Source organism: Armatimonas rosea, from assembly GCF_014202505.1.
Taxonomy (GTDB): Bacteria; Armatimonadota; Armatimonadia; order Armatimonadales; family Armatimonadaceae; genus Armatimonas; species Armatimonas rosea.
Map to the genome: position 1 here is coordinate 1366901 of NZ_JACHGW010000001.1, position 25752 is coordinate 1392652.

Below are 25752 nucleotides of genomic sequence, written 5' to 3' on the forward strand. Positions count from 1 at the left end.
GTGTTACGGGCGGTGGTGATCGGAGCGGGCTTTGCGGGGGAGGGGCACACCCGCGCCCTGCAACACGCGGGTGTCGAGGTGGTCGCGCTCTGTGGGCGAGAGCTGCCCGTTGTGGAGGCACGTGCCACCGCACTGGGCGTGCCACATGCCTCCACGGACTGGTGCGCGACCCTGGAGCGCCTGCGCCCCGAGATTATCGCCCTCGCCACCCCCGCTGCCCTCCGCCGCGACGTGATAGAAGCCGCTGTGGCGCTTGATTGCCACCTCTACTGCGACAAGCCGCTGGCGACCACCACCGCGGAGGCACGGGCGCTCTGCTCTCTTGTGGAGAGCACCAGCCTACGCCATGCCTTTGCCGCAACCCGGCGCTACGATCCCAGTGTTGTCTGGCTGGCCGAGCTCGTGGCGCAGGGGACCATCGGGGCGATCACAAAGGCAACCTACCAGGTTCGTGCTCACCTTGCGCCGCCCCTGCCCTGGTCGTGGGCGCTCTCGCTGGAGCAGGGCGGTGGGCTCCTCAATGGGCATTTCCCTCACCTGCTCTCGATCTTAGAGCGTGTCCTCGCCGGTCCCGTCTGCGCCGCGACCGGCAAGGCCGCCTTTGCCATCTCCCAAGCCCCGGTTCTCCCCGGCATCCACGACTTCCGCGACTGGGGCGCTCGCGCCGACACGCTCACTCCCGATGAGCTCGCGCAGGCCGAGTGGCGAGAGTGCGATGCGGATACATCGTACGAAGCCCAGCTGCGCTTCGATACCCCCACTGGAGAGGTCTCGGTCGCGCTGGTCTCGGGCCCCTCGGTCACCGCGGGACAGCTCCGTCTTGTCGGTGAGCGAGGTACCCTGATCGCCGACGGCGAGGCCGCTTTTCGTATCTTCTTGGATGGAAAAGAGCTTCCCATCCCGTCGCGCCTCACCGCCGCTCTCCCCGCCCTCGACGGCGGCTGCCAGGACCGCTGGGCCGCCCTTGCCCAAGACTTTGTCGCCGACATTCGCGGAGAGCCACACGCCCCGTACCTGACTTTCCATGATGGCGTCCGCTACCAAGAAGCCGCCGAGGCGATACGCAGGGGGCACATCTGGGTACACTAAACCCATGAGTACGCCCTCGACACCAACCGAAAACACCGCTGGCCCTTGGCCGCGCTGCCCCGAGGCAGCCGCGTATTTCCAGGAGCTCTTTACCCGCTTCGCCGACCAGAACCCGCTTGTCGCGCAGCTGGCCCAGCGCCTCGCCGAGGATGCTGGGGTGGATATTCTTGCCTTAGTGGATCACTGGATTCTGCCGCCAAGTGAGGGCCTGACGGAGCACTGGGAGGCGCTGGGGCTGGTGAAAACGACGCTCCCCGAGGGCGATGAGGTCTGGGAGCATCCGGGCGCACGCCTGCCGCGGCTCCGGGTGAAGGCCAAGCGGACGACGCCGTGTTTGGCTCTTGGTGTCGAGAGTATCGCGGCGTTTGCGGCGAAGAATGACCTCGCCATCGAGGCCTGCCACGGCGACAACGACTCGGGCTACCAGTGTGCCCACCTCACTCTGCCCCATGGGGAGCTCATGCCGATTGTCCGTGTTGGCTACCGCGGCTTTGCGCCGCAGCCTGCCCCTGATGGCCTTGACGCCGCCCGCACTGACTTTGCGCAGCGGCCCCGCACCGACGACGAGCTCGCCACGATTGCGGCAGCCCAAGCACTGTTTGAGAAACATGCCGCCGTGCTGGGCCGTGGCCGGGCGACCGAGGAGTTCTTTGCGGCGGAGCGGGTCTACTACCTGGCACGCAACGCCGCGGCGCGCTGGCAGTATGCCCGGCAGGAGGCCGTGGGGATCGGCTGGGCCAACCACGACCACCACACCTACCGCTGCTCCCGCGCCGCCTTTCCCGCGCTGATCCGGCTCTTTGTGGCGATGGGCTTTCTCTGCCGCGAGCGCTTCTACGCGGGTGCCGAGGCGGGGTGGGGGGCACAGGTCCTAGAGCACCCCGAGAGCCGGGTCGTGATCTTCGCCGATGTCGATATCGCCCCGGAGGAGCTGGACCTGGACTTCGCTGCCGTGGAGCTGGCCCCCCGCACGACCCTGGGAACCATCGGTCTCTGGTGCGCGCTCCATGGCTCGTCGATTGCGCGGGCGGGGATGCACCATATCGAGTGTGAGTTTCTCTGCCAAAAAGTCAAAGACGATGCCCTTGTCGCGGGGTTTGGTGTCATGGCCCCCTTCACCGACCTGCCGATGCTCTGGCAAGCCTTCACGGTCGGGGAGCCCTGGCTCGTTCCCCACGAGCGCCTCGCGCCGCTGGTTGCCGCAGGGCACCTCACGAGCGAGCAGGCCGAGAAGTTCGCCACGACCGGCGCTCTGGGCAGCCACCTGGAGATTCTCCAGCGCTGGGAAGGCTTCAAGGGCTTCAATAAAACCGCGGTCAGTAGCATCATCCGCGACACCGACGCCCGGCTCGCCCCCTAGCCCCCACACGTGGGGGGAAGGGGGCGTGGAAGGCTACTCCTTGTGCCCCTCCGCCTTGGAGAACGTGACAACGGTCTTCTCGCCTTTTTTCGAGACACTCATGCTCAGGTTGGCCGTGGCGCAGAGTGTCTCTAGAGCGGTCTTGATCGGGACATTCTCAAAGGCGAGGACCTTGCTGGCGCTGGGAACGTCGCTGTCGATCGCAAAGACCAAGCCCGCTTGCTTGCACAGGTCCTCGATCAGGGTCTTGACATCACGCGGTGAGGTTGCATCGGCCTTGACCAGCTTGCTAGGCAAGAGCCCCATGTCCAGCCCCGCCATCGCGATGCCAAGCTCCGCACCACGTGCGGCCTGCGCGGCGATCATGGGGACATTGACCCCGAGGGTGGCGAGCATGTCCATCTTGCCCATCGTCCCCTGGAGCTTGACGACATGCACCATCACGGTATCGTCGACTTTCTCCGCCCACCAGCCGATCCCGAGTGCCTGGCAGAACGAGTCGAGGGCACGCGCCGCCGATGCCTTGGTGAGCTTCATGTTCAGAGCGCGCTCGGGCAGGTCCATCTCGGTTCCGCCAAACGGGTAGAACGCGGTGTCGATATCGTAGTCCACCCCGATCTGCTTGATGAGCTGCTGGAAGGCTTGCTCGGGCTCTGCATTTCGGAGCTCCAGGTCGATCTTGGTCTTCTCCAGCGCCTCACGGGCTTGCTTGGTGGTTTTATCCTTTACGGAGACAGGAAGGTTTGGGTTCTTGGCAGGGGCAGCGGCGCGCTGGCCGAGGAGAACTGCAGGAGCCTCGGCGGGTGCTTCCTGTGCAGAGGCGGTCAGCGGGGCAAGGAGGGCAAGCCCCAGAAAAAGAAGAGGAAAGGTTCGCATTTAGTTTTGTTCTTTCTGCATCGCGACCACGTAGGCCGCAGGGATGGTGGATTCAATATGGATTGTCCCGCCGTCGTCGTCGTTGTTGTCAAGAACAACCGTGACAGGCTCCGGCGGGGGCATGACTGTGGCGATCACGATGATCTGCTCGGTCTCGGGCTTAGGCGGGGGCGTCGCCTTGGCTACGGCAATTGGCCGGCGGTACCGCTTGCGCCGCACGTGGCGCGGCGCGGAGGACGGCATCTTGGAGACAACCGCGTGGGGCGGCACGAGGGCCACTTGGCGGGGGGAGGGCGGGGACGGGCGCACCGGCACCGCAACAGGCCGAGGCGTCTCCTGGGGGAGCTCGGCCTCCAAGGGGACCTGCAGGCGCACGACAAGAGCCGCTGCCGTACAGGCCAGCGCGAGCGCCGCGAGGGTGGGCCGGACAGTTCCAATGGGACGAGGGATCGGCTGGCGTGCCGGTAGCGGGGATACCTGGCCGAGGGTCTGGTTGAGGCCCTCCAGTGCCGTGAGCTCTTGCTGGCAGGCGGGACAGTGCGCTAGGTGGCGGCGCACGCGCCAGGCACGCCAGCCGCGCAGCTCGCCATCGGCGAGGGCACCTACGAGGACGGGACTACAGCGCATCGCCGAGCTCCTTTCTCAGTCGCTGCCGCGCGGTGTGCAAGCGCGACATGACCGTCCCTATCGGAATCTCCATGAGGGTTGCGATCTCCTTGTAGCTGAGCCCTTCCCAAGCGACCAGCACCAAAGGCGTGCGGAGCTCATCGGGGAGGCGCTCGATAGCGGCCTGGGTGCGCTGGAGCGTGTCGGCGTGGACAGCCTGCCGCTCGGGGCCGACCTCTCCGGAGGCGGCGTCTGTGTCCAGAGCCACACTCTCTCGCCGCCGCTCACGATGGCGCAGGGCGACATTGACGGTGATGCGATGGAGCCAGGTGGAGGCCGACGAGAGCCCGCGGAAGCGGCCAAAGCCCTCTAGAGCCCGCACTCCCACCTCCTGGGTCAGGTCATCGGCATCGTCGCGGCTCCCCGAGAGCGCCACACTCAGCCGCCAGACCCGCTCCCGCTCCTGCTCCCAGAGCCGAGCAAACGCCGCCTGCCGCTGCGTCTCTCTTGCATTCTGGGGACTCCAGGCCACATCACACTCCATCGCAAGCTTAGATACGCGCGGCGCGGAGTTTATTCGGGCAGGAGCTTTTTATTTTTGTGCGGGGGCTGAAAGTCCCCGGCACAATAGGAGAGAGCGCCCCGTGGGCGCGGGGAGACGCTCCCAAACTGGCTACCCCCCGACGCGTTTCACCCGGTAGCCCTGTGTGGTTAGCTCCGCGACGATACGGTCTCGGTGGTCGCCCTGGATCTCGATGATGCCGTCTTTGACGGTCCCACCCGTGCCGCAGCGCTTCTTGAGCTGGGTGCAGACCCCCGCCAGCGCGGTATCGTCGAGGGGGAGCCCGGAGATCGTGGTCACGCCCGCGCCCTTGCGGCCCTTGGTCTCCCGCCCCACGCGAACAACCCCGTCGCCGAGGGGACGGACGGGGTTGTTTTTACAGACACACACCGCCTCGCCGCAGTCGGGGCAGAGGCGGCCTTTTTCGGTGGAGTAGACAAGTCCCACAGGGGGAACTATATCACACTCAGGCGGCTTCTTTGTCGATCTTCAGGAGCTTGCGCGCCGTGTCCTCACGCAGGTAGGCAGGCAACTCACCGGTCTCCTGGGGATTGTTCTCTTCCTCTTGCTGGCGCAGGTAGGCCTGGAACTCATCGAAGAAGGCGATCACACCGGTCAGGTTATCCACCCGGACACGAGCTGCCTCTTCGAGGGCCTGGTGGTTGGCGTTGGTCTCATCGACCAGGATGCGAAGCTGGTTGAGGCGCTCGTGGAGGCGCTCCATCTCCTCAGCGATATTGCGGCGGAAGGTCTTGAGCTGCTCGCGGTTGCGGGTCAGGTACTGGTTGAGGGCGACCATCTTCTGGGCGGCATCGCTCACCACCAGGTGGCCGGCGCTCGACGGATCATTGGTGGTCACGGAGATCGCCTGCTCCATCGCCTGGCAGCGCCCACGCGCCGTGACCCCGTAGGGCATCTCGATCAGCACCTCGATCGCCTGCTCCGCCGTGAAGGGGGCCTGAGAGAGGTTGGCGCTCCCGTAGATCACCTGATCGTTGAGGTTACCGTCGGGCGTGATGGTGGCAGAGATATCCGGGGGCGCGAGCGGATCGGGCTCGGGTTCCCGCACGGGCTCCGGTTCGGGAGCGACGACTTGCTGGGGCACGAGCTCGGGCAGGGCGACCGGTGTCGCTGCCACGGGCACGACAGGCGCGGGGGTGTCCTCGTCCAGCCGCACTTCAATAAAGCTGGAGGTGATGGCCTCACGGAGCTTCTGTCCAATTCGCATCGAACTCTACCTAGAACTTTCTAAGCCCTGCACCACCCCCACGGCTCTCCCCAACAACAGGGAGACCCTTGGGAGCGAACTTGGGGCGATACTCGACACAGCGGTAGGAGAGCGACGACTCCCGGGGAGCCTCCGCTTCATCCGCACTCACTTCCTTGGTAAAGACAGAGCAGCGACCATTGGCAGCATCGTAGTTGCCGCAGTCTGTACAGCGCCGTAGCACGGTCCAGCAGATGGAGCAGCGCACCGCGCCCACCAGCTCGATTCGGCCACAGAGCGGGCAGTGGATATAGACCTCGCGGAAGCCGTAGTCTTTTTTCTCCAGGGCCTGGCGAACCTTGCCCGAGAACGACTCGATCTGCTTGGTCATCTGGGTGAGGGAGGCCAGCAAGTGGTTCATCTCCTCCACCGAGATAAAGTCGACAACGCGGGCATCGAGGGTATCGGAGAGGTCATTGATCTTGCGGTCGATCCCCTTGATGTGATCCTTGGCGGTCTGCCCCTTGTAGGGCTTGGCCTTCTCTTCTCCTGCACGGAACGAGCGGATCATCTGGTCGGCGACCGAGCCGGAGACCCGCAGGAAGATCTCTTTCTTGGTGGGGTACTGCTGGATGGCGCGGATGATCTGATCCAGCGCTCCAACTCCCATCTTCTCGGACTTGATCTTCTCGACAAGGCGCATCTGGGTCTGGGGGTCGCTGTTGAGCGCTAGGAGAGCACGGGCGTGCCCCTCCCCAAAGACCGGTAGGGTGCCGGGGCGGGTGATGAGCTCCGCTTGGATCGCCTCGGGAAGCTCCAGGAGGTCCAGCAAGCGGCGAATGGTGGTGTCCGAGACCCCCAAGGTCCGTGCGGTCTTCTCGTAGGACATGAACTTGAGCAGGCCCTGAATCGCTCGGGCTTTCTCAATGGCGTTCAGGTCTTCCCGCTGGAAGTTCTCCAGAAGCGCATCCGCAGCGGCGTCCTCATCGTTCATCTCACGAATGACCGCCGGGATCGTCTCCATCTTGGCCAGCTGGCTGGCGCGGAAACGACGCTCTCCCATGATGATCTCATAGAAGCCGGGGTACTTTTTGTGAGGCCGGACGACAATGGGCTCAAGGACACCGCGTTCCTTGATCGAGGCAGCGAGCTCTTCCAGAGATTCCTGGAAGAATGTCTTGCGCGGCTGATCCTCCGCTGCACGTATTTTCTCTAATGGCAGAAACTGAAACGACATAGAAGCAAGGCTCCCCGTGGACTTTGCAGTCCATCTGGTCTTATATGGTCGGGTATACAGCAAGAATCCTTAGGCTGATTTCCGTAATTTTCACGGGGATTGCTTAGCGCACTCGAATAAATCCCAGCGAGACCATGACATCGGGGGTGTAGCTTGTCACCAGGAAGGGGTAGATATTCTCCGAGAACGAGACATGCCAGCGCGTGCTGGCGTCTTGCTGGACCCAGGCACCAAAGCTTGTCTGCTGGCGCCGCCCACTCCTGCCACGAAGATCACGCTCGTAGGGGAAGGCTGTGTCCTCTAGCTGAACCACGAGATTGGTGCGGGGCGAGCTCGCAAACTCCGCCGCGAGGGTGCTCCCCGTGAGCCAGCGCGAGCCCCCGGTGAGCGTCCCAAAGGTAGTCGCGCCCGCCCGCACGAGGTTGAGGTTCCCATGGAGCCGCCAGCGCCGGGTGAGCGCACGCTCCCCCAGCAGACCCGCTCCCAGGTCGAGAGTGCCACTATCGAGAAAGAGGCTCCGCCCGCTCACGGGAAGCTTGACCACCACCCGCCCCGAGATGCCCGGAGCCAGGGGGCGCTTTGCCGCAAGGGTCACCTGGGTTAGCGCCGCCGCCGAGCCACTGTAGGAAAAGAGTGACGCACTGTCGTAGACCTCGCCCTTGACCTGGCCATTGGGGACATTCTTAAAGTACGGGTCATTGAAGGGGACAACATTCTCATGCCAGAAACGGATAAGGGGATCCAGGATCCCCCCGGTGCGCTGGACCACGCTCGCCTGCCAGCTCCACTCACCCCAGCTCGTGCCAAAGGCCTCGCCAAACCGCAGGTTCTGCACCTCGGAGTCGTCGTAGATCGAGCGGCTGACCGTCCCATGGTAGATGGCATTGTTGCCGATATCGAGCCGCACACGCACCTGCCGGGCTCCCGCAGCGAGGGGCGCGGTAACCTCGGGCTCTAGCTGCGTGGCCGCACCGCTCAGGGCGGTCTGGAGCCGAACCGGCAGAGGGCCGAAAAACGCGGGGGGGCCAGGGGGGAGGGGGAACATAGCGGGATTGTACCTAAAGCCCCGGTACAATAACGCCGTGAAAGTGATTGTCGTGGGGGCGGGGCTGGCGGGGCTGACAAGTGCACGCCTGCTCCAAGAGGCGGGGGTGGAGGTCGTGGTCTATGAGAAGTCCGATGGGATCGGGGGGCGGGTGCGCTCCGATACCGTGGAGGGCTTCACGCTCGACCGGGGCTTCCAGGTGTTCTTTACTGCCTACCCCGCGGCGCAGCGCCAGCTGCGCTACGACGCGCTGGACCTGCGGGCGTTCGCTCCAGGGGCGCTGATCGCCCAGGGAGACCGCCGCCACACCCTCGCCGACCCCGCCCGCGACCCCGAGGCACTCTTGCCGTCGGTGCTCACCGGGATTGTCACACCGCTCGATAAGTGGCGGACCTGGCGGCTCTCAGGCGAGGTCGGGGCCAAGCCACTCTCCGCGCTCCTCGACGGCCCCGATGAGACCACGGAGCGGTTTCTTAAGCGCCGTGGGTTCTCGCCGCTCTTTGTGGAGAACTTTATCCGCCCGTTCTTTGGGGGAATCTTCCTGGACCGGAGCCTCCAGACCTCGGCGCGGGTGTTTCAGTTTTGCTGGAAGATGCTGGCAGAGGGTGAGGCGTCGCTTCCGGCACGGGGCATGGGTGCCCTCGCCCAGCAGCTCGCCGACGGCCTGGAGATTCGCCTTGAGTCCCCCGTTAGCAGTCTCTCGTCGCTGGATGCCGATGCGCTGGTCGTGGCGACCGAGGCACCCGAGGCAGCGCGACTGACCGGGCTGTCGACCCCGACGGGCGCGGTGGGGGTGACCACGCTCTACTTTGCGGGCAAAGTTCCCCTCTGGCAGGGAAAGCGGCTCCTGCTCCACGCCAACCAGGACCCCGTTGTCAACCATGCTGCCCTTCTGACCAACACCATCCCCGAGTACGCCCCCAACGGCGAGTGCCTGCTGGCGGCCGTGGTGCTAGGCGTGCCCGAGCAAGACGACGAGGCGCTCTTTGCCGCTGCTCTGGCGGACCTGCACCGCATGTTTATGGGGGATCGATCGGCACAGTCGGCGCTGGCGACCTACCGGCCCCTGCGTGCCTACCGGACTCCCTACGCCCAGTTTGCGCAGCCGCGGGGCGTGGCCACGACTCTCCCCGGCACTGTCACCGCGTTGCCCCATACCTACTTTGCCGCAGAGTTCACCGAGGCGAGTAGTATCGAGGGCGCGCTGCGCTCGGGAGAGAGTGCGGCGAGGGTGATCCTCGCTGCCCACGGATAAGCCTACCCGCCGGCCCCACGCTACTCCAGGCGGCGGTAGAGCGCACCGAGGGGGAGCTGTGTGTCCAGGGCGACCAAGTCAAGGAGCGCCTCCGGGCCACGGAGCTCGACAAACTGCCAGATCGCTTGCTCCCCAGATGCGCGGCTGTAGTGCTCCGCCAGCGTCTCTTTCTGGGATAGCAGGACGTAGTGCCGCAGGGAAGGAAGCTGGCGGTAGTGGCTCCACTTCTCTCCCCGGTCGTAGTGGTCGGTCGAGTCTGAGAGCACCTCGATAATCACCACCGGATTTCGCAGACAGCTCTCGTCGTCCAGAAAGGGCTCACAGGCGACGCTCACATCGGGGTAGAAGAACGGCCCCGCCTCTCGAATCCGCACTCTCTGATCCGAGGATAGGGTGACACACGCGCTCGCTGCCAGAGCGTTTCCTAGCAGGCGAACCGCTTCGGCGACCAAGACATTGTGAGGGTAGCTGGCACCGGCCATTGCCAGTATCTCGCCTGAGATGTACTCGTGTTTTTCTTTCTGGGTCTTCTCCCAGGCAAGGTACTCGTCGGGTTGGAGGAGGGGGACTTTCTGTCCAGCCATGGCGGTATTGTACCTCCCTAAACTGCCATCTCCCTGCCGGTAGTGGTGCTGACGGTCTCCGCTGCGCTGCTTGTGGCCCTGCGTGCAACAGCTCGTATTCTGAAATGTAGTGCTCCGTTGGGTGGTCAGCTCGCTAATCTCATCATTGATAAGGGGGAGGCGTACCAATTTTCTCCGTGAGCATCTTTCGAAGATAGCCCGTCGCGCCATTCAACAAGTCACGAGAGCAGCCATTGTACCCATCCCATGTCCCCGTTTCAGCAGGTGGTTCTAAAACTGTCTTAATTTTATGTAGATGCTTGGGGTCTTCTTGTACAAACATCTCCTGCCCACCACATATCAGTGCGCGAGCAAAATTGTCAACTTCAGCATCGGGATCCTCCTGGAGCCCGTGACAGCATAGGCCAACCAGTAAGTGAAAAAGCGGGTTGCCAATAACGACACCTGATGTGGAGTAATCTTCCAGAAGAGCAGATAGCGCATCGAACGCTTCTTCAAAGTCTCCTGCACGAATGGCCGAATTTGCGATCGAAAGCAATAACCACACTTGTTGTATAACGTCAAGTTGGCCAGCCATGTGCGACCAAGCTTCTTGATAAGCTGCGAGCGCCTCAGTTGCACGCCCCTTAACCATATGTTCATCTGCGAATTCAATCATTTGTGGGCATTTCGTTTCTACAAATTTTTTGTGGCGAACTGCATTTCTACCGTAGCGGTCACTATAACGATTCCAATCTTGATTTCTCGCAAACGAAGAGCCAGCGGTCGGAGCGGGAGTTGGGGGCTTTATCGCCGTAGTTGCCAAAGACCTCGATCTGTGTCCAGCCCGCCTCCGTGAGCCAGAGCCGCATCTCCGCCAGGGTGTAGCCCCGCTGCTGGTGGGTCTCGTGGAAGTAGCGGCGGGTGTTGGTGTGCGGATCGGTCACCCAGAAGTCCATCTCCACCCGACAGAGCTTTGTCTCTTCGTCCCAGTGCGACTTCCAGTCGTGCTCGATCGGGCCGTTCTTCTCGTGCTGGGTGAAGAGCCCATGGCGCAGGGCGTAGGCGGCGTTCATATCGAAGGTGAAGACTCCCCCCGGAGCGGTGTGGGCAAAGAGGCGCTGGAGCCCCTCGCGCAGGCGCGTGGGCTCCGTGACATAGTTGAGGGAGTCGAAGACACTCACCAGCCAGTCGAACTGCTGCCCGCCCAAGTCCAGCTCGGCGAGGTCGGCGACATGGTAGGGGATCTCGTAGCGCTTGGAGCTGGCCTTGGTCTGGGCGATCTGGATCATCTCCGGGGCAATATCAAAGCCGGCGAGCGGCCGGTACCCGCGCCGGTAGAGGAGCTCGGTGATCGCCCCCGTGCCACACGCGACATCGAGCACAGACTTTGGGCTTCGATCCCGCTCGCGCACCGCACGCTCCATCCGAGAGAGCCAGACGCTGTAGGGGACCCCGGCCATGAGCGCATCGTAGATCGCGGGGAGAGACTGGTACTGATTTACCTGAGACACGGCTAAATTATACGCCCTCCTCTCCATTCTTGCGGCAAACCTGCCGAAACTACCAGAGAGACAGGCAATTTCACCGATGGCCGAGATAGTAAAAAGACAGACAACTGTACGCGTCAAGACCCGCCGTCCCGTGGGGATGGTCGCGACCCACCCGCTCCAGCCCTCCCCCGCTGTGGCGGAGCTGGAGCGACGGGAGCGGCAGCTGGCGGCCCTCTACGAGCTCTGGCGCTCCGCCGCCCACACCGACCTGGAGCGGCTCCTGAAAAATGTCACCGAGCGGGCTGTGGCGGCACTGGATGCCCACACCGGCTCGGTCTTCCTGCGCGAGCGGGGGACCGATCTGCTGCACATGGTCTCCTCGGTCGGGCTGCCCAACGATGTCTCGGACTCTGTCACCCTTCTGGTAGGGGAGCGGATCGCCGGGCGGGTCGCGGAGACACGCCAGCCGATCTTGGTCAACCGCGATCCCCACACCCACCCCCTCCTCGCCGAGGGCGATATCGCCAAGCGCCCCGAGGTGGAGAGCGCGCTCTGTGCGCCGCTGCTGGGAGTCACCAACGAGGCGCTTGGGGTCCTATGTGTCTCCCGCCACGCCCCCGCCACCCAGTACACCGAGAGCGACCTGCGGGTCTTCTCCCTCTTTGCCGCCCAAGCCGGGGCCGTGATCGCCCAGCGCCAGACAATCGACGATCTCACGCAGGCGGCGAAAGACCAGGCCAAGCTGGAGCGCGAGATGGAGCGCTCACGGGCACTGGCCGCGATGGGGCAGTTCGCTGCGACCATCGCCCATGAGCTGCGCAACCCGCTCGGCTCGATCAAGGGCGCGGCACAGTTTCTCCTCCAAGACAGCAAAGATGAAACCGTTCGTGATTTTCTGAACATCGTTGTGGAAGAAGTCAATGGGCTCGGCAAGCTCACCACGGATCTGCTGGAGTTTGCGCGGCCAACCCCGCCTGCACTCTACGAGCACAACCTCGTCGATATTGTCCGGAGCGAGGTGAGCTTCCTGCGCGAGGAGCTGGCACGCCTTGGCTGCTCCCAGGTGCAGGAGTTTTATAAAATCGACGAAGCCCCGGTGCAGGTGGATGCCGCGCAGCTCGGGCGGGCGCTCCGTAACCTGCTGATCAACGCCGCCCAGGCGATGGCCAGTGTCGGAAACACACGCATCGATAGCCGCATCACCCTCACCCTAGAGGCGAGAGAGGCGAGCTGGTTGCTCCGTGTCGAGGACAATGGCCCCGGCCTGCCCAGCGATGTGATCGAGCACCTCTGGGAGCCGTTTTTCACGACCAAGGCCCGTGGGACGGGCCTAGGGCTGGCGCAGGTACGCAAGACGATCGAGGCACAAGGGGGGACAGTTCGTGCGGAGAACCATGCAGCGGGTGGCGCGTGCTTTGAGATCTGTCTTCCCCATGCCCAAAAAACTGAGGATCAATAGAGAATGGCAGCTGAGAACGACGAGATAAAACCCAGCGGCGCGACCGTGCTGGTCGTGGACGACGAGCCCAACCTGCGGCGTGTCCTATCCGCAGTCCTAGCCCGGGATGGCCACGAGGTCCTCGTGGCCGACGGGGGCCGGGACGCCATTCGCAAGGCCAAGGCGCAGCACAAGCTAGACCTGCTGATCACGGACTACCTCATGCCGGACATGAACGGCCTGGAGGTCCTGGAGTCGGTGCGCAAGCACCACCCGGGGCTCCGGGCGCTGATTATCTCCGGGCATGGGACCGTGCGCTCCGCGGTCGAGGCGATGCGCCTGGGCGCGTTTGACTTCATTACCAAGCCCTTTGATGTGGAGCAGGTGCGCGATGCCGTGGACCGTGCCCTCGCCGCAGGCCCCGATGTGAGCCTGGAGGCGATCACCCGCTCCGCCCCCGGGACGGGCAAGACCGCCTCGGTGCTGGCCAGTGCGCCCAACCCGGCTCCGCTCCCCAGCTTGGTCAATATCCCCAATGTCTCGCTGATCGGCTCCGCACCCGCGACCCAGAAGATGGCGAGCCAGCTGCTCAAGGCGGCGGGCGCAAGCAAGGCGACCGTCCTCCTGCTAGGGGAGTCTGGGACCGGGAAAGAGGTGGCCGCGCGGCTGGTCCATGAGGCAAGCCCGCGCAAAAAAGGCCCCTTCATGGCGATCTCCTGCGCCGCTCTCCCCGACACGCTCCTGGAGTCCGAGCTCTTTGGCCACGAGAAGAGCGCCTTCACCGGTGCCGCCGCGGCCAAGCCCGGAAAGTTCGAGCTCGCCGATGGGGGAACCCTCTTTTTGGATGAGATCGGGGACATTCCGCACCTGACACAAGTAAAGCTACTGCGGGCCCTGCAAGAGCGGGAGATCTGCCGAATCGGGGGCGTGAAGAACGTCAAGGTGGATGTCCGGGTAGTTGCGGCAACCAACCGCGATCTCTGGCAGGCGGTTCAAGACGGCAGCTTCCGCCTGGATCTCTACTTCCGGCTGCATGTCGTCCCGGTCTGGCTTCCGCCTCTGCGGGAGCGCGGCGACGATATCCCGGCGCTGGCACTGCACTTTTTGGAGAAGATCGCGCGCGACAACGGCAAGGCCTTTCCGCTGGGCTTCTCCCCCGAGGCGCTGGCGTGTCTGGCGCGGCAGCACTGGCCCGGCAATATCCGCGAGCTACAAAATGTCGTGGAGTATGCCGTGGTGATGTCGGCCCCCGATGCGCAACGGATCGAGCTCGATGCCCTCCCCGAGGCCCTGGTGCAGGAGACGGAGCCCCAGCACCGGCAAGAGGGACAGCCGCAGCTCAAAGTGGTGAACGGATAAGAACGAAACAATGGATTTCTGGCGAATCTGGCGGCTGATTAACCGTCGTATCTACCTGGTGATCGGGCTGGCGCTCGTGGCGGCGGTTCTGGTGGTGATTGGGATCTTTATCCAGAACCAGCGGGCCGGCGTGGTCGCGGATGCACGCCTCACCCTGCAGCAGGCCGGGCCGAGTGTTGCCATGGGAAACAATGGCGAGACCACAATGGTGCAGACCGATACGAGCAAGCGTATCTCGGAGCTCGCGACCCAGCTGAGCGGCAACAACAATATCTACACGCAGGCCGCCGAGCTCTTGCGCAAGGACGAAGAGTCGCGCAAGAAAGAGGTCTATAGCATCCTGGAGCGCAACCAGTACTTCGCGCCCTACGATGCCCAGATCGCCGATAAAGTGAGCCAGCTGGTCAGCGATGGCGAGCTCCCCGAGAATCAGCGCGATGCCACGATCGCCGCGCAGCGCCGCAAGTTCCGCCAGGACGAAGTGGCACGCCTCGCCGCCCCCCGCGACCGCCACGGTGCCTACTTCCCTGAGGGGGTCAAGAAAGAGGCCGGCGAGCTCGCGGATATCTACCGCCAGCAGGTGGATGTCAAGCCCATTATCAGCCTGATGGACACGGAGAACTCCCGCCAGTTCGACAACCAGATCCAGGTGATGGGCAACTTCCAGCAGGAGAGCGAGGCACTGCTCTACCTGAACATGCTCTCGGTCGCGTTTCTGGACTACTACGCCACCAACGCCCAGGGTGCCACCCGAGTCGCGATCGCACGGCTGGTCAAGCAGAAAGACGCCGCAGAGCTCGCTCGCCAAGATGCGGTTCGGCGGATGGCGGCGTTTAAAAACCAGGACGAGTTCACGGCCCTCTTGGGGCAAGATGTCACCGGCCAGTCCTACCAGACCCTGGAGAGCCGCATCTCTGAGCTCAAGGGAATCCGTGATAGCGCCGAGCAGGCCTTCAATGCCGCGGTCGCCAACGCCGCCAGCACGCCCAAGACCATCACGGTGAACCTCCCCGCCGACGAGAACCTGGAGTACAAGCGCGCCAAGGCCGATGTGGAGAGGCTCTCTGTCGAGGTGCAGCGCCTCTCCGCCACCAAGGGTGAGAGCGACCCGGAGCTTCTGACGGCACGCGCGGCCCTCACGACAGCACAGGCACAGGCCAAGGCGAACCACAAAAACTTTACCCAGTCGCAGCCCAACCCGAACTACCTCACGGCGCAGAACGCTCTGGCGACCGCGCGGGCCAACTTTGAGGGCGCGCGGGCACAGCTTGCCGCACCGGAGGCCCAGTTCCAGAAGCTACGGGTTCGCCTGGGACGCTCCCCTGCGCTTCAGGCGGAGTACAGCAAGCTCGCTCGGGAGATCGAGGGGCTGGACAAGAACCTGGCCCGGATCAACCAGGAGCTCCAGAGCGCGACCATGGAGAATATCCAGTCGAGCCGCTCGGGGACGATCCAGATCACACGGGCCTATGTGCTCCCGTCGAAGAATACCTGGGCCAATGGCATCAAGCTCCTGGTCTACGCCACGACCCTGGCGCTGCTCCTCGGGATTGCGCTGGTGATCGGCCTAGATGCCCTCGACAACTCCGTGCGTACCAAGAAAGACGCCGAGGATGTCCTGGGGCTGCCCGTGGCGGGAGAGATTCCCGCGCAGCTCCCCGACCCACGGCGCGCCCCGCGGGTCACCTACCTCGACCCGCTCTCGCCCACCGCGGAGGCCTACCGGCTGCTGCGCACCGATATCCTTTTTAGCCAGCTGGAGCACCCGTTTAAGTCGCTCCTGATCGCGACAGTCAAGCCGGGCCAGGGCGCGACCACCACCGCGACCAACCTGGCGATCACGATGGCACAGGCGGGCAAGAAGGTGATCCTGGTCGATGGCGATCTGCGCCACCCCAGCCTGCACCAGGTCTTCTCGCTCCCCAATGAGAAGGGACTGACCACGCTGCTGGCAGGGACGAGCCAGGCGATCGACGAAGCACTCCAGCGCACCGAGATCGAGTCGCTGCTCGTGCTGACCTCAGGGCCGCTGCCGCTCAACCCCAGTGAGCTGGTGGGCTCGGCCCAGATGCGCGAGCTCCATGAGCGCCTCAAGGCGGTCGCCGATATCGTGATTGTCGATGCGCCCTCCGCCATTGCCTTCTCGGACACCTCGGTGCTGGCCTCGTTTGTGGACGCGACCATGTTGGTGATCCGCGCCGGCGATGTCCCGCGTGGGGCGGTCGAGCAGGTCAAGGGCATGCTCACCAAGGCCCGCGCCAACCTGATCGGGGTCGTCCTCAATGCCGCGCCGAGCGAGAGCGTGGACTCGGTGCACTACCACAACCAGTACTACCCGCGTCTCAAGGCGGCCGGTGCGATGGGTGGTGTGCCTGACGAGGCGGCCGCAGCCATTGACGAAGAAGATCGCTTCGAGCAGCTCATGTCCGAGGGCATGGACGACGACGACTACGACGATGAAGACGAGGAGCCCGAGGCACTCGCACCCGCTCCCATGCCGTCGCTCAAGAACCCAGGGGTGGGCACGCCTCCCCCGGCGCCTGCTCCGGTTGTGTCGGCTCCTGCCGCTGCTCCGAGTGCGCCTGTGGCCCAGGCCGCACCCATTGTGGTGGCGGCTCCTGTGGCCCCTGAGCCGAGCACGCCGGTGATGTCGGTTGTCACCGCCCCGGCGCCGGTTGCCGCGCCGGTGGTGGAGTCGCCCCGTGCGGTCGTGGTCGAGCTACCCCATGCCGTGGCTACTCCCGCAAGGACAACCACGCCTGCTCCGCAGCCGCCTCCGATCACGTTTGCCAGTGCCCCGATGGAGCCGGCACGCACCCCAGAGCGCGACGAGCCCCTCGAGCCTATCAAGCTCCCAGAGGCTCCCCGGAGTGTCGCCGAGCCACGGAAGACCAACTGGGGAACCTCACCGATGTCACCCCCGGCTACGCCACCAGAGCCCGTCAAAGAGCCCGTTAAGGACGACAACGAGATCACGTTTGAGTTCGACAGTGACGAGGACGACGAGGACTATCTGGAGGACTTTGACGATGGCTACGACGAGGACTACGACGACGCCGACGAAGATTTTGACGAAGACGATGAAGAAAGTCCACGGCAAAAGAGGAAAACGGCAGGCCTGGGTGGAATTCTAGGCTGGTTCAAGCGGGGGCGATAATACTCTCTGTGGGGCCGTTTCGACGGCCCCTTTGTGATTTGTGCTTGACATGGAAAAAGGCAACACCGTATAATTGCCCATGTTCTGTCTCAGAGAGAAGGAAGGAATAGCGTAGTGGCGAGATTGGGCGGAGGGAAACCAGGCGGGGGAGCGAAGGCTGCTCCACGCCCCAAACCGGTTGTTCGTGCCAAACCGAGCGGTGGATCGTTCGTTGGGCTGGACATCGGGACGCAGACAATCAAGATGGTCGAGGTCAGCGGCGCGGGCAGTAGCCTGCGTGTGACGGCCATGGCTGTCGAAAATACCCCGCCGGGCACGGTCCAGCAGGGGGTGATCGCCGACCCTAAGACCTTGGGGGCTGCGATCAAGCAGATGCGTACGAAAAATGGCATCAAGGCGACCAAGTGCGTGTCGTCGGTTGCAGGAGCCGCCGGGATGGTGGTTCGTGTGATCGAGGTGCCCAAGATGACTCCCAGCGAGCTGGCCGAGACCATGAAGTGGGAAGTGGAGCGCCATATCCCCTTCGCTGCCAGCGATGTGGAGATGTCTTTCCAGAAGATCGATAACCCTGAGTCGGACAACGATCCTAACAATCCCAACATGGAAGTCCTGCTGGCGGTTGCCCAGCGCGACATGATCCGCAATCATATCGATACGGTCTCCGCCTCGGGGATGACCCCCTTGGTGATCGATGTCGAGCCGCTGGCCGCAGGTCGTGCGCTGATCGATCTCTCTCGTGAGGGTCTCCAGAGCAAGAACGTCGTCGTGGTCAATATCGGTGCATCCCAGACCGACGTGGGGGTGTTCAAGTCGGGGGCTCTGCGCTACCCACGAACCATCCCGCTTGGGGGAGACAACCTGACCCGCGCCATTGCGGATCGCATGGGGCTCTCCATGGATGCGGCCGAGGATGAAAAACGAGCGCATGCGGTCATCCTGATGGACCTGGTCAAGAGTGGCCAAGCCGAAGAGATGCTCTACGGCGAGTCGTCGAACAATGTCGATGGCGGGGTCTCCTCCATCTTCGATGTCGATATGAGCGCTCCGCTGCCTCCACCCCTCTTTGGAGGTGGTGAGGCTCCTGCTGCGCCTGCGGCATCGCCTTTTGACATCGCCGATGATAACCCCTTTGCCTCGGCGGCGAATCCCTTTGCCAATCCCTTCGATACACCCGAGACCGAAGCGGGTGGGGGCGATCCTCCTCCCCCAGTTGAGAGTGCCGTGGTTCCATCGGAGCCCGACGATCCTTACTACCAGCGTCGCAAAGAGGTCTTCAATGCGATCCTGCCCATGCTGGGTGAGTTTGTGATGGAGCTGCGTCGCTCGGTGGACTACTTCCGCTCGAAGTATCCCAACGACACGATGGACCTGATCGTCCTGTGTGGTGGGTCTGCTCGGGTGCAGAACCTGGACCAGTACATTGAGCACGACCTTGGAATCCCCACAACCGTGGCCGATCCCTTTGCCGGTCTCAACGTGGCCTCCAAGCAGGTCTCCGTGACCCGGAGGATGGAGCTGGCACCGTCACTGGTGGTTGCACTGGGCCTCGCGGCGCGGGATGCCGTCCTGGGCAAAGAGTAAAAAGAATTTTTGAAGGCCGCTGCCTTGGTAGCGGTCTTACTGAGCAAACGGATAACGGGAAGATAGGAAAACGATGCTGCGCATCAACCTCTTACCAGCTTATATAGCGGAACAGAAAAAGAAGAGAGCCAACCTCGTGTGGGCGGGTGTTCTTCTGGCTACCTGTATTGCGGCACCTCTGGTCTATCGCTTTACCATTCAAGAGAAGACCTACAACGACATCAAGGCTCAGGCCGATCAGGCCGATCTTGATGCGACTGCGGTCGAGACCACGGAGCAGAACACAAAGAACAAGCTCGCCGAGATTGCTCCGCTTCAGGCGAAGGTTGACTTTGTGAAGGACATCCAGTTCTACAACAAGTTCCCCGGCTTGGTCTACCGCAATGTCGCACGCTATACCTACCGTGGTGTGGAGTACAACAGCATGGCGGTGCAGGGAGATAGCCTGAGTGTCAATGCCTTCGTACCTAAGCTCGAGGATGTCGGGCGCTTCTATCTCACCTTGTTTGGAAACCCGGATATCAAGGCACTGAGTATCAAGGGCATGCCCGACTGGCGGACCATGCAGGCCATGAAGCAGCTGCCTCCGGATGCACGACGTGGGTTCCCCGTTCAGGTATCTGCTCAGCTGATTCATAATGTCACCCCGCCTTCGGCCCCTGCCGGTGGTGCTGGCGGTGGTATGGGAGGCTTCCCCGGTGGGGGCGGTATGCCTCCGGGAATGATGAGCGGAAGCCTGAGTGGTAGTGGTATGCCTCCTGGTGGTATGGGTGGCAAGGGCGGCGCGGTCGACCAGTAGGCGTGAGGAGCCAGGAATAACGACATGAACAAACTTACAATCCCTCAGATTTGGATCATCTCTGGTGTCCTCTCGGCGATTATTGCGCTGACACTCTGGTTCACCATCAACGATCCGAAAAACAAAGAAATTGCGACCCAAGACACGCGCTATAAAGATCGCCAGTCTGTTGCGGATCGCAAGCCGATGGCGGACAAGGGCTACAAAGATGCTCTTGTTAAGGTTGCAGCAGCGAAGGCGGACTGGGGACGCTACGAGCGCCGGTTTATGCCGACGATCAATATCTCGAACCTCTACACGGCTTGGCAGCAGATTCAAAAAGAGCAGCTCTATGTCCTAGGACCCAAGCTTGATAAGTTTATCCGTGCGGATAAGGGTGTCCAGATCGTCCAGGCCAACTACAGCCTCTACTCCCCGCCCGATGATCCCAACCAGTCCAATAGTCCCTTGTTTGCGGATAACAAGGGAGCAGTGACGGTCTCGGGGAACTTTGATGCCATCTTGCGCCACGTCGAGCGCTGGAATAACTTTGATCGCCTTGTGCTTGTCACGGGCTTTAGCCTGCAAGGGAACTCTCCTCGCCTGCTGGGAAGCTACAACTTCCAGGTGTTTGAGTTTACCCAAGGAGATAAGGCTGGCCCGACCTTCCCTGCGGCGAGTGGTGGTGCCGGTGGTGGAATGGGCGGCGGTGCCATGGGCATGGGGGGCGGTATGCCTCCGGGAATGATGAGCGGAAGCCTGAGTGGTAGTGGTATGCCTCCTATGGCGGGTGGCGGTGCTCCGTCGGGAGCCGGTGCTGCCGGAACGGCGGGCCCAGGTGGCGGCGCGCCGCTAGATTAAGAGGCGATGAGGAAATAGATGAAAATCGCAACATTCGCGTTGACCCTGACAGTCTTCGGGGGCGTAGCTCTCATGGGCTGCAATAGTGGCTCCTCGGGTGGGGACACCCCGCCCTCTTCTGCTCCGGGAGCGCCTGGCGCTGCAGCACCAGTCGCTGGTGGAATGCAGGCTCCTGGTAACCCGATGGCACCAGGAATTGCCCCGAAGCCGGGGGGAGGGCCTGGAGTTACCGCTATGGGGGGCGGCAAGGGCGGACGTGTGAGCTCGTTTGACAGTGCACCTGAGAGCATGAAGAAGCTTTGGGGTGCGGGTGGTGGTGGCATGGCCCCAATGTCGATGCCCGGTGCGGGTGGCGGTATGGGGGGAGGCGATGCGGCGGGAGCTAAACCTGCTCCTATCCGTGAGGGGATGGTTGCACTGGCATCCCGTAAGGACCCCTTTGAGTCTATCTTCAAGCAGGTGGTTCAGATCACGCCTGCCTGGGACTACGTGATTAACCATCGAACCGAGGCACCTCCAAAGTACGTTCCCCCGACGACCTTGACAGGCGATCCGGATATCGATCTGCCGCCGCTACCGCCGGTTCCTCGACGAATTGCGGGTGTCTTCTACAACGGTGGTATCACTGCAATTCTGGAGTCAGGGAACCCCCCGGACTCGGATATTACGATTGTTCAGCCCGGCGCTGAGGTCGAGAGTGGGATTCCCAACGTTCCCCCCCTCGTGGTTGAGTCGATTACTATGGATAATCTGATTCTTCGTGCTCGAGATGGGCGAACGGTCGAGGTCAAACTTTCTGCTCTGGCACCAGCGGTTCGCGATGCGCTACGTCAGCAATTTGGGTCCAATGCAGGCTCGGGTATGGGACCGGGCGGCATGGGCTCTGGGAGCATGGGACCTGCTGGTATGGGGCCTGGTGGCTTTGGTGGACGTGGTCCCGGTGGCGTTGGCGGAGGAGCTAAGGGCAGCGGTGGTGGTAGTGGAGCACCGATCCAGTAGGCGCTCTCTGGAACATTGTGAAAATCCTGCTTGGCGCTGAAGCATCAAGCAGGTATAATGCACCAAAATAGACGGTGCATACTGATTTGCGGGGTAAAGCAAGACAGGTAAATAAGATGAACAAAATGCAATTTTTGGCTCTGACACTCTCTTTAGGCGCAGTGGCTGTCCTCAGCCCGACAAGTGCCTATGCACAGAAGGCCGGGCAGGACATGCCGCGTATCACCATCGACTTGAAGGATGCAGGTCTCCGTGGTGCTCTTGAGGCGATGTTTAAGCAGGCCAATATCAACAACTATGTTATTGATAACAATGTCGCTGGGTTTGTGACCCTCAAGATCACGGATCAGCCTTTTGAGAATGCTTTCAAGCTGATCATGCGTGCTTCGAGCATACCACTCACCTACACCAAAGAGAACGATGTCTGGATTGTGAAGCCTCGTACGGTTACCCAGAATCCGCAGGATCTCGGTGGGACTCCCCCGGAAGATCCGAACCCTGTCCGGCCTCCGGCTGCTTTCGAGCGTATCAACCTCACCTATCTTGATCCCTTGGATCTTCAGCTTGTCCTTGGTGGCGTGCAGACCATCTCCTTCTTCTCCCGCTTTGGTAACATGGGCGGCATGGGCGGCGGCATGGGCATGGGCGGCGGCATGGGCATGGGCGGCATGGGCGGCGGCATGATGGGCGGCATGGGCGGCGGCATGATGGGCGGCATGGGCGGCGGCATGATGGGCGGCGGCATGGGCGGCTTCGGTGGCTTCGGGCGCTAACCTTCGTGCTTGTTCGTTAATGAGCCTTTCCCTTAATGAGCTCAAGGTGGTTTTCCAGGGGTAAGTAATTACCCCTGGCAGTGCTCCTAATAAATCAGGCTAAGGCCGGAGTACTGCTGAAATTTGGAGGATATGTATGCAAAATTCCTGGCGACGGAGCGCTTTGCTAACGGTATGTGCGCTTTCGATTCCCCTGGCTACAACTGTAACTACGGCTCGAGCACAGACAACCACGGGCAAAGATGTCACAAAGAACATCGATGTCAATCTCCGGAATGCACGTCTGGAAGATGCAGTCGTGGTCTTGACCCAGCAGAGTGGGCTGGAGAATGTCGTTATCATTCCGGGTAAGTACCAGAATGTGACGATCAAGCTGACTGATAAGGGCGTCGAGGCGACGTTGCGGGCGATTGCCAAGGCTGCGGGAGCTACGGTTGAAGAGAGCGATGGTATCTACTATCTCCGCCCTGCGGGGACTGAAGTGCCTGTTGAGAAGAAGCCTGAGGCTGCTCCTGTTGTCGTACCGGCTGCACCCGTTCGCGGTAAGTCACAGCTTACTAAGATCGAGCTGAAGTACCTTCCCCCCTCTGACTTTGTCAAGATGCTGGATGACCCGACCTACAACTATATTGTTAGTAAGATGGTTATTCCGGAGGCAATGGCAGCAAACAAGAACTCCCAGCCTGTTGGGCCTCCCAATGTGTCGCTGATGGAGTCCGATAAGAAGCCTGTCACGGGTCTTCCCACAGAGGGTTCTGGAACCGGTGCTCTGGGTGCTGGTCAGCGTGGCGGCGGCTTCGGCGGCGGTGGCTTTGGTGGCGGCGGCTTCGGTGGCCGAGGACCCCAGGGTGGTGGTGCTGGCTTTGGCCAAGGTGGACTTGGTCAGGGTGGGCTGGGCCAAGGTGGTCCTGGTGGCGCTAATGGACAACAGCAGCGCTCTCTGCGACCTCCAGGGATCGATAACATCCTCTCCAGCGATGCCGATAACACGCTGATTGTTCAGGGTGACCCCGCTGATATCGATGAGCTCAAGGCGCTGATTCGTCTTCTTGATGTGGCTCCTAAGCAGGTGGAGATTCGTGCTGAGTTTGTGACCGTGAATATGCAGGATATCGAGAACTTCGGTATTCAGTGGCAGTTCAGCCCGGCCAACAACCTCGATCTGAGCATGGCACCTGCGGCGGGAAGCTCGCCCACGATGACGGTTGCCTATGCATCGGGTAATGCAGTCGCGAACCTGCGGGCAGCCTATGTCAAGCAGACCAATAACGTCCTGCAAGCACCTATCATCAGCACCTCGAACAATACACCTGCATCGGTGTTTGTGACCGACCTTGCTTACATCCAGCAGTCGACGGTTATCCAGCCGCCGTTTGGTGGACAGCCGGTGGTTGCGAATCAGCTGTTCCCGATCTCGTCGAGCAACTTCTTTAGCGTGACCCCGCATATCAACGGCGACGGCACGATTAGTATGCTCCTGACACCACAGCTGCAGTCCTTCACCTCGGCTATCACCTCAGGGACACCCCCACGGCAGACGACCCAAGGTGTGATGACCTTCCGGCGTATCAAGAGTGGTGACACCATGATGCTCGGTGGCTTTATCACCAAGCAGGAAGATGGCGGCGAGATTCGCATGCCTCTGCTGGGAAGCCTCCCGATCATTGGAGATCTGTTCAAGCAGAAATCCAAGACCGTGACCGGTGTTGAGACTCTGATCTTTGTAACTCCCCGAATCATCGAGGAGACCAACACAGGAGCGGGTTCCGGTAGCAACCTCTAAGCTAGCCTGATGGGTTCGCAGAACCGGGTGGCGTCTTCGCCACCCGGTTTTTTGCTTGCGATACAATGCGTCAGACAAAATGCTGGATAACATTGCACTAATAGGATTCATGGGGAGCGGGAAGAGTACCGTGGGACGCCTGCTCGCACAGAGGCTAGGCTGGCGATTTCAAGATACCGATGCTCTCGTGGAGAGAGTGGCAGGGTGCTCGATCCCGACGTTATTTGCCCGTGACGGCGAGGCTGCCTTTCGCGATAAAGAGACCTCTGTCCTCCTTGGGATCACCCTTGGGGAGCGCCAAGTGATCGCCACGGGCGGCGGGGCGATTCTGCGTGAGGAGAATGTCGCCGCTCTGCGGACCCGGAGCCTCGTGGTCTATCTCACGGCACAGCCCGAGGTGCTAGCGGAGCGTGTGAGCCGTCGGCCAGGGGAGCGCCCTCTCCTGACCAGCGGCCAGCCGGAGCCCCCTCTGGCGCGTATTCTGAGTCTCTTGGCAGAGCGTGGTCCTCTCTACCAGAGCGCTGCCCACTGCATTGTCGATACCTCGTCACGCCCACCCGCAGCACTGGTAGATGAGATCATTCGCCAGCATCAGCGAGGTTTGGTATGAGCCAAGTGGTGCCCGTGGCGCTCTCCGAGGGGCGCGACTACCAAATTCAGATCGGCTCGGGGGCGCTCAGCACCTTGGGGGAGCAAGCGAAGGCAGTCGCCCGCTCCTCACGTGTGGTGGTCCTGAGCCAGCCTGGGATCTTTCGGCGCTGGGGACAGCAGGTTCAGGCCAGTCTTGAGGAGGTGGGGTTGCAGGTGGACACGCTCTGCTACCCGGCGGGTGAGCACCACAAGAACCTCCGAATGATTGGTCGTCTGTACGAAGGTCTCTACGAGCTCACGCCGGCGCTGGATCGCAAGACACTTCTTGTAGCACTGGGCGGCGGGGTCGTGGGGGACATGGTGGGGTATGTCGCGGCGACCTACCTGCGCGGCCTGGACTATCTCCAGGTACCCACCACGCTCCTGGCCATGGTGGACTCCTCCGTCGGCGGAAAGACCGGTGTCGATTTTCGCGAGGGAAAGAACCTGGTAGGAGCCTTTCACCAGCCCCGTGCTGTCGTCATCGACCCTAATGTGCTCACCACCTTGCCACGGCGTGAGGTACGGGCGGGGCTCGCGGAGGTAGTCAAGTACGGTGTGATCCAAGACCCCGAGCTGCTGGGCTATGTTACACGCCATGCCAAACCGCTCCAAGCGATCGATCCCGAGGCGATTGCCCATGTCGTGGCGCGCTCTTGTCAGCTCAAGGCCGAGGTCGTGACCGCCGATGAGCGGGAGGAGACCGGCCTGCGGGCGATCTTGAACTTTGGCCATACGATCGGGCATGCCCTTGAGGGAGCGACCCACTACCGGCGCTACAAGCATGGGGAGGCGGTTGCCATTGGCATGGTCTCTGCGGCCCTCATTGGTGAGGAGGCCGGCGTGACTCCCAGAGAGGTGACCGGCGCTCTTCGAGAGGCGCTGGAGGCTCTGGGACTTCCTCAAGCCCTGCCCACCGATATCTCCGACGAGGCGCTCCTGGCACTCACCGCGCGGGATAAAAAGGCCGTGGTGGGGGAGGCGCGCTTTGTGCTCGCCGAGGCACTCGGTGCCGTGCGTCTCTGCCCGGTGCCCCTGGAGCTGGTGCGCTCCGGGCTGGTACGCCACCGACAGGAGGTGTGAGGGGTACAATGCAGAGT

24 protein-coding genes are annotated in these 25752 nt (G+C 62.4%); 14 read left to right on the plus strand and 10 right to left on the minus strand.

Annotated elements, in window-relative coordinates:
- On the plus strand, window positions 1-1089 hold the full coding sequence (locus HNQ39_RS30505) for a Gfo/Idh/MocA family oxidoreductase (RefSeq protein WP_184193098.1): 1089 nt from the start codon (window positions 1-3) through the stop codon (window positions 1087-1089).
- A gap of 4 nt (window positions 1090-1093) precedes the next feature.
- Window positions 1094-2449 (plus strand): hypothetical protein, encoded by a 1356-nt coding sequence (locus HNQ39_RS06340; protein WP_184193099.1) that lies wholly within the window; start codon window positions 1094-1096, stop codon window positions 2447-2449.
- Window positions 2450-2482: 33 nt separating this feature from the next.
- Here HNQ39_RS06340 and HNQ39_RS06345 read toward each other — a convergent pair whose 3' ends face one another.
- From HNQ39_RS06345 to HNQ39_RS06375, 7 genes are all read right to left on the minus strand, one after another.
- Entirely contained in the window at window positions 2483-3325 is an 843-nt protein-coding gene (locus HNQ39_RS06345) for a hypothetical protein (protein WP_184193100.1), read from the minus strand.
- Window positions 3326-3952, minus strand: a complete 627-nt coding sequence (locus HNQ39_RS06350) for an anti-sigma factor family protein (RefSeq protein ID WP_184193101.1) — start codon at window positions 3950-3952, stop codon at window positions 3326-3328.
- The gene (locus tag HNQ39_RS06355) at window positions 3942-4463 is read right to left on the minus strand and encodes a sigma-70 family RNA polymerase sigma factor (RefSeq protein WP_184193102.1); all 522 of its coding nucleotides are present in this window, start codon (window positions 4461-4463) and stop codon (window positions 3942-3944) included. Before HNQ39_RS06355 ends, HNQ39_RS06350 begins: the two co-directional genes overlap by 11 nt.
- Before the next feature lie 141 nt (window positions 4464-4604).
- The gene (locus HNQ39_RS06360; protein WP_221289832.1) at window positions 4605-4940 is read right to left on the minus strand and encodes a translation initiation factor Sui1; all 336 of its coding nucleotides are present in this window, start codon (window positions 4938-4940) and stop codon (window positions 4605-4607) included.
- A gap of 19 nt (window positions 4941-4959) precedes the next feature.
- On the minus strand, window positions 4960-5721 hold the full coding sequence (locus HNQ39_RS06365; protein ID WP_184193103.1) for a hypothetical protein: 762 nt from the start codon (window positions 5719-5721) through the stop codon (window positions 4960-4962).
- Window positions 5722-5731: 10 nt separating this feature from the next.
- Window positions 5732-6937 carry a ParB/RepB/Spo0J family partition protein gene (locus HNQ39_RS06370; protein ID WP_184193104.1) on the minus strand — a complete coding sequence of 402 codons (1206 nt, stop codon included), beginning with the start codon at window positions 6935-6937 and terminating at the stop codon, window positions 5732-5734.
- Window positions 6938-7040: 103 nt separating this feature from the next.
- Window positions 7041-7982: a hypothetical protein gene (locus tag HNQ39_RS06375; protein ID WP_184193105.1), complete on the minus strand. Its 942-nt coding sequence runs from the start codon at window positions 7980-7982 to the stop codon at window positions 7041-7043.
- A 37-nt stretch (window positions 7983-8019) separates the two neighbouring features.
- Here HNQ39_RS06375 and HNQ39_RS06380 point away from each other — a divergent pair, with 37 nt between their 5' ends.
- A complete protein-coding gene (locus HNQ39_RS06380) occupies window positions 8020-9237 on the plus strand; it encodes an FAD-dependent oxidoreductase (protein ID WP_184193106.1) in 1218 nt (405 codons plus the stop codon).
- 20 nt (window positions 9238-9257) lie between these two features.
- Here the strand turns inward: HNQ39_RS06380 and HNQ39_RS06385 are convergent, their stop codons facing one another.
- The 3 genes from HNQ39_RS06385 to HNQ39_RS06395 form a co-directional block, all read right to left on the minus strand.
- On the minus strand, window positions 9258-9821 hold the full coding sequence (locus tag HNQ39_RS06385) for a Uma2 family endonuclease (RefSeq protein ID WP_184193107.1): 564 nt from the start codon (window positions 9819-9821) through the stop codon (window positions 9258-9260).
- Window positions 9822-9963: 142 nt separating this feature from the next.
- Entirely contained in the window at window positions 9964-10479 is a 516-nt protein-coding gene (locus HNQ39_RS06390; protein ID WP_184193108.1) for a RuvC family protein, read from the minus strand.
- A gap of 61 nt (window positions 10480-10540) precedes the next feature.
- Window positions 10541-11314 (minus strand): methyltransferase domain-containing protein, encoded by a 774-nt coding sequence (locus HNQ39_RS06395; RefSeq protein WP_184193109.1) that lies wholly within the window; start codon window positions 11312-11314, stop codon window positions 10541-10543.
- 76 nt (window positions 11315-11390) lie between these two features.
- On the opposite strand from HNQ39_RS06395, the gene HNQ39_RS06400 reads away from it, so the two are divergent.
- The 11 genes from HNQ39_RS06400 (at window position 11391) to aroB (ending at window position 25735) form a co-directional block, all read left to right on the plus strand.
- Entirely contained in the window at window positions 11391-12752 is a 1362-nt protein-coding gene (locus tag HNQ39_RS06400; RefSeq protein WP_184193110.1) for an ATP-binding protein, read from the plus strand.
- Window positions 12753-12755: 3 nt separating this feature from the next.
- The gene (locus HNQ39_RS06405; RefSeq protein WP_184193111.1) at window positions 12756-14090 is read left to right on the plus strand and encodes a sigma-54-dependent transcriptional regulator; all 1335 of its coding nucleotides are present in this window, start codon (window positions 12756-12758) and stop codon (window positions 14088-14090) included.
- A 10-nt stretch (window positions 14091-14100) separates the two neighbouring features.
- Window positions 14101-17247, plus strand: a complete 3147-nt coding sequence (locus HNQ39_RS06410; protein ID WP_184193112.1) for a polysaccharide biosynthesis tyrosine autokinase — start codon at window positions 14101-14103, stop codon at window positions 17245-17247.
- Window positions 17248-17361: 114 nt separating this feature from the next.
- The gene (gene pilM, locus HNQ39_RS06415; protein WP_343075954.1) at window positions 17362-18828 is read left to right on the plus strand and encodes a type IV pilus assembly protein PilM; all 1467 of its coding nucleotides are present in this window, start codon (window positions 17362-17364) and stop codon (window positions 18826-18828) included.
- Between the two features lie 136 nt (window positions 18829-18964).
- A complete protein-coding gene (locus HNQ39_RS06420) occupies window positions 18965-19627 on the plus strand; it encodes a hypothetical protein (protein ID WP_184193114.1) in 663 nt (220 codons plus the stop codon).
- 24 nt (window positions 19628-19651) lie between these two features.
- Window positions 19652-20467, plus strand: coding sequence for a hypothetical protein (locus HNQ39_RS06425; RefSeq protein ID WP_184193115.1), 816 nt, complete (start codon window positions 19652-19654; stop codon window positions 20465-20467).
- Between the two features lie 288 nt (window positions 20468-20755).
- A complete protein-coding gene (locus tag HNQ39_RS06430; protein ID WP_184193116.1) occupies window positions 20756-21466 on the plus strand; it encodes a hypothetical protein in 711 nt (236 codons plus the stop codon).
- Between the two features lie 116 nt (window positions 21467-21582).
- A complete protein-coding gene (locus HNQ39_RS06435) occupies window positions 21583-22239 on the plus strand; it encodes a hypothetical protein (protein ID WP_184193117.1) in 657 nt (218 codons plus the stop codon).
- A gap of 298 nt (window positions 22240-22537) precedes the next feature.
- Complete coding sequence (locus HNQ39_RS06440; RefSeq protein ID WP_184193118.1) at window positions 22538-24022, plus strand: hypothetical protein; 1485 nt, start codon at window positions 22538-22540, stop codon at window positions 24020-24022.
- Window positions 24023-24101: 79 nt separating this feature from the next.
- Window positions 24102-24632: a shikimate kinase gene (locus HNQ39_RS06445; RefSeq protein WP_184193119.1), complete on the plus strand. Its 531-nt coding sequence runs from the start codon at window positions 24102-24104 to the stop codon at window positions 24630-24632.
- On the plus strand, window positions 24629-25735 hold the full coding sequence (aroB, locus tag HNQ39_RS06450) for a 3-dehydroquinate synthase (RefSeq protein WP_184193120.1): 1107 nt from the start codon (window positions 24629-24631) through the stop codon (window positions 25733-25735). Before HNQ39_RS06445 ends, aroB begins: the two co-directional genes overlap by 4 nt.
- Window positions 25736-25752: the final 17 nt, after the last annotated feature.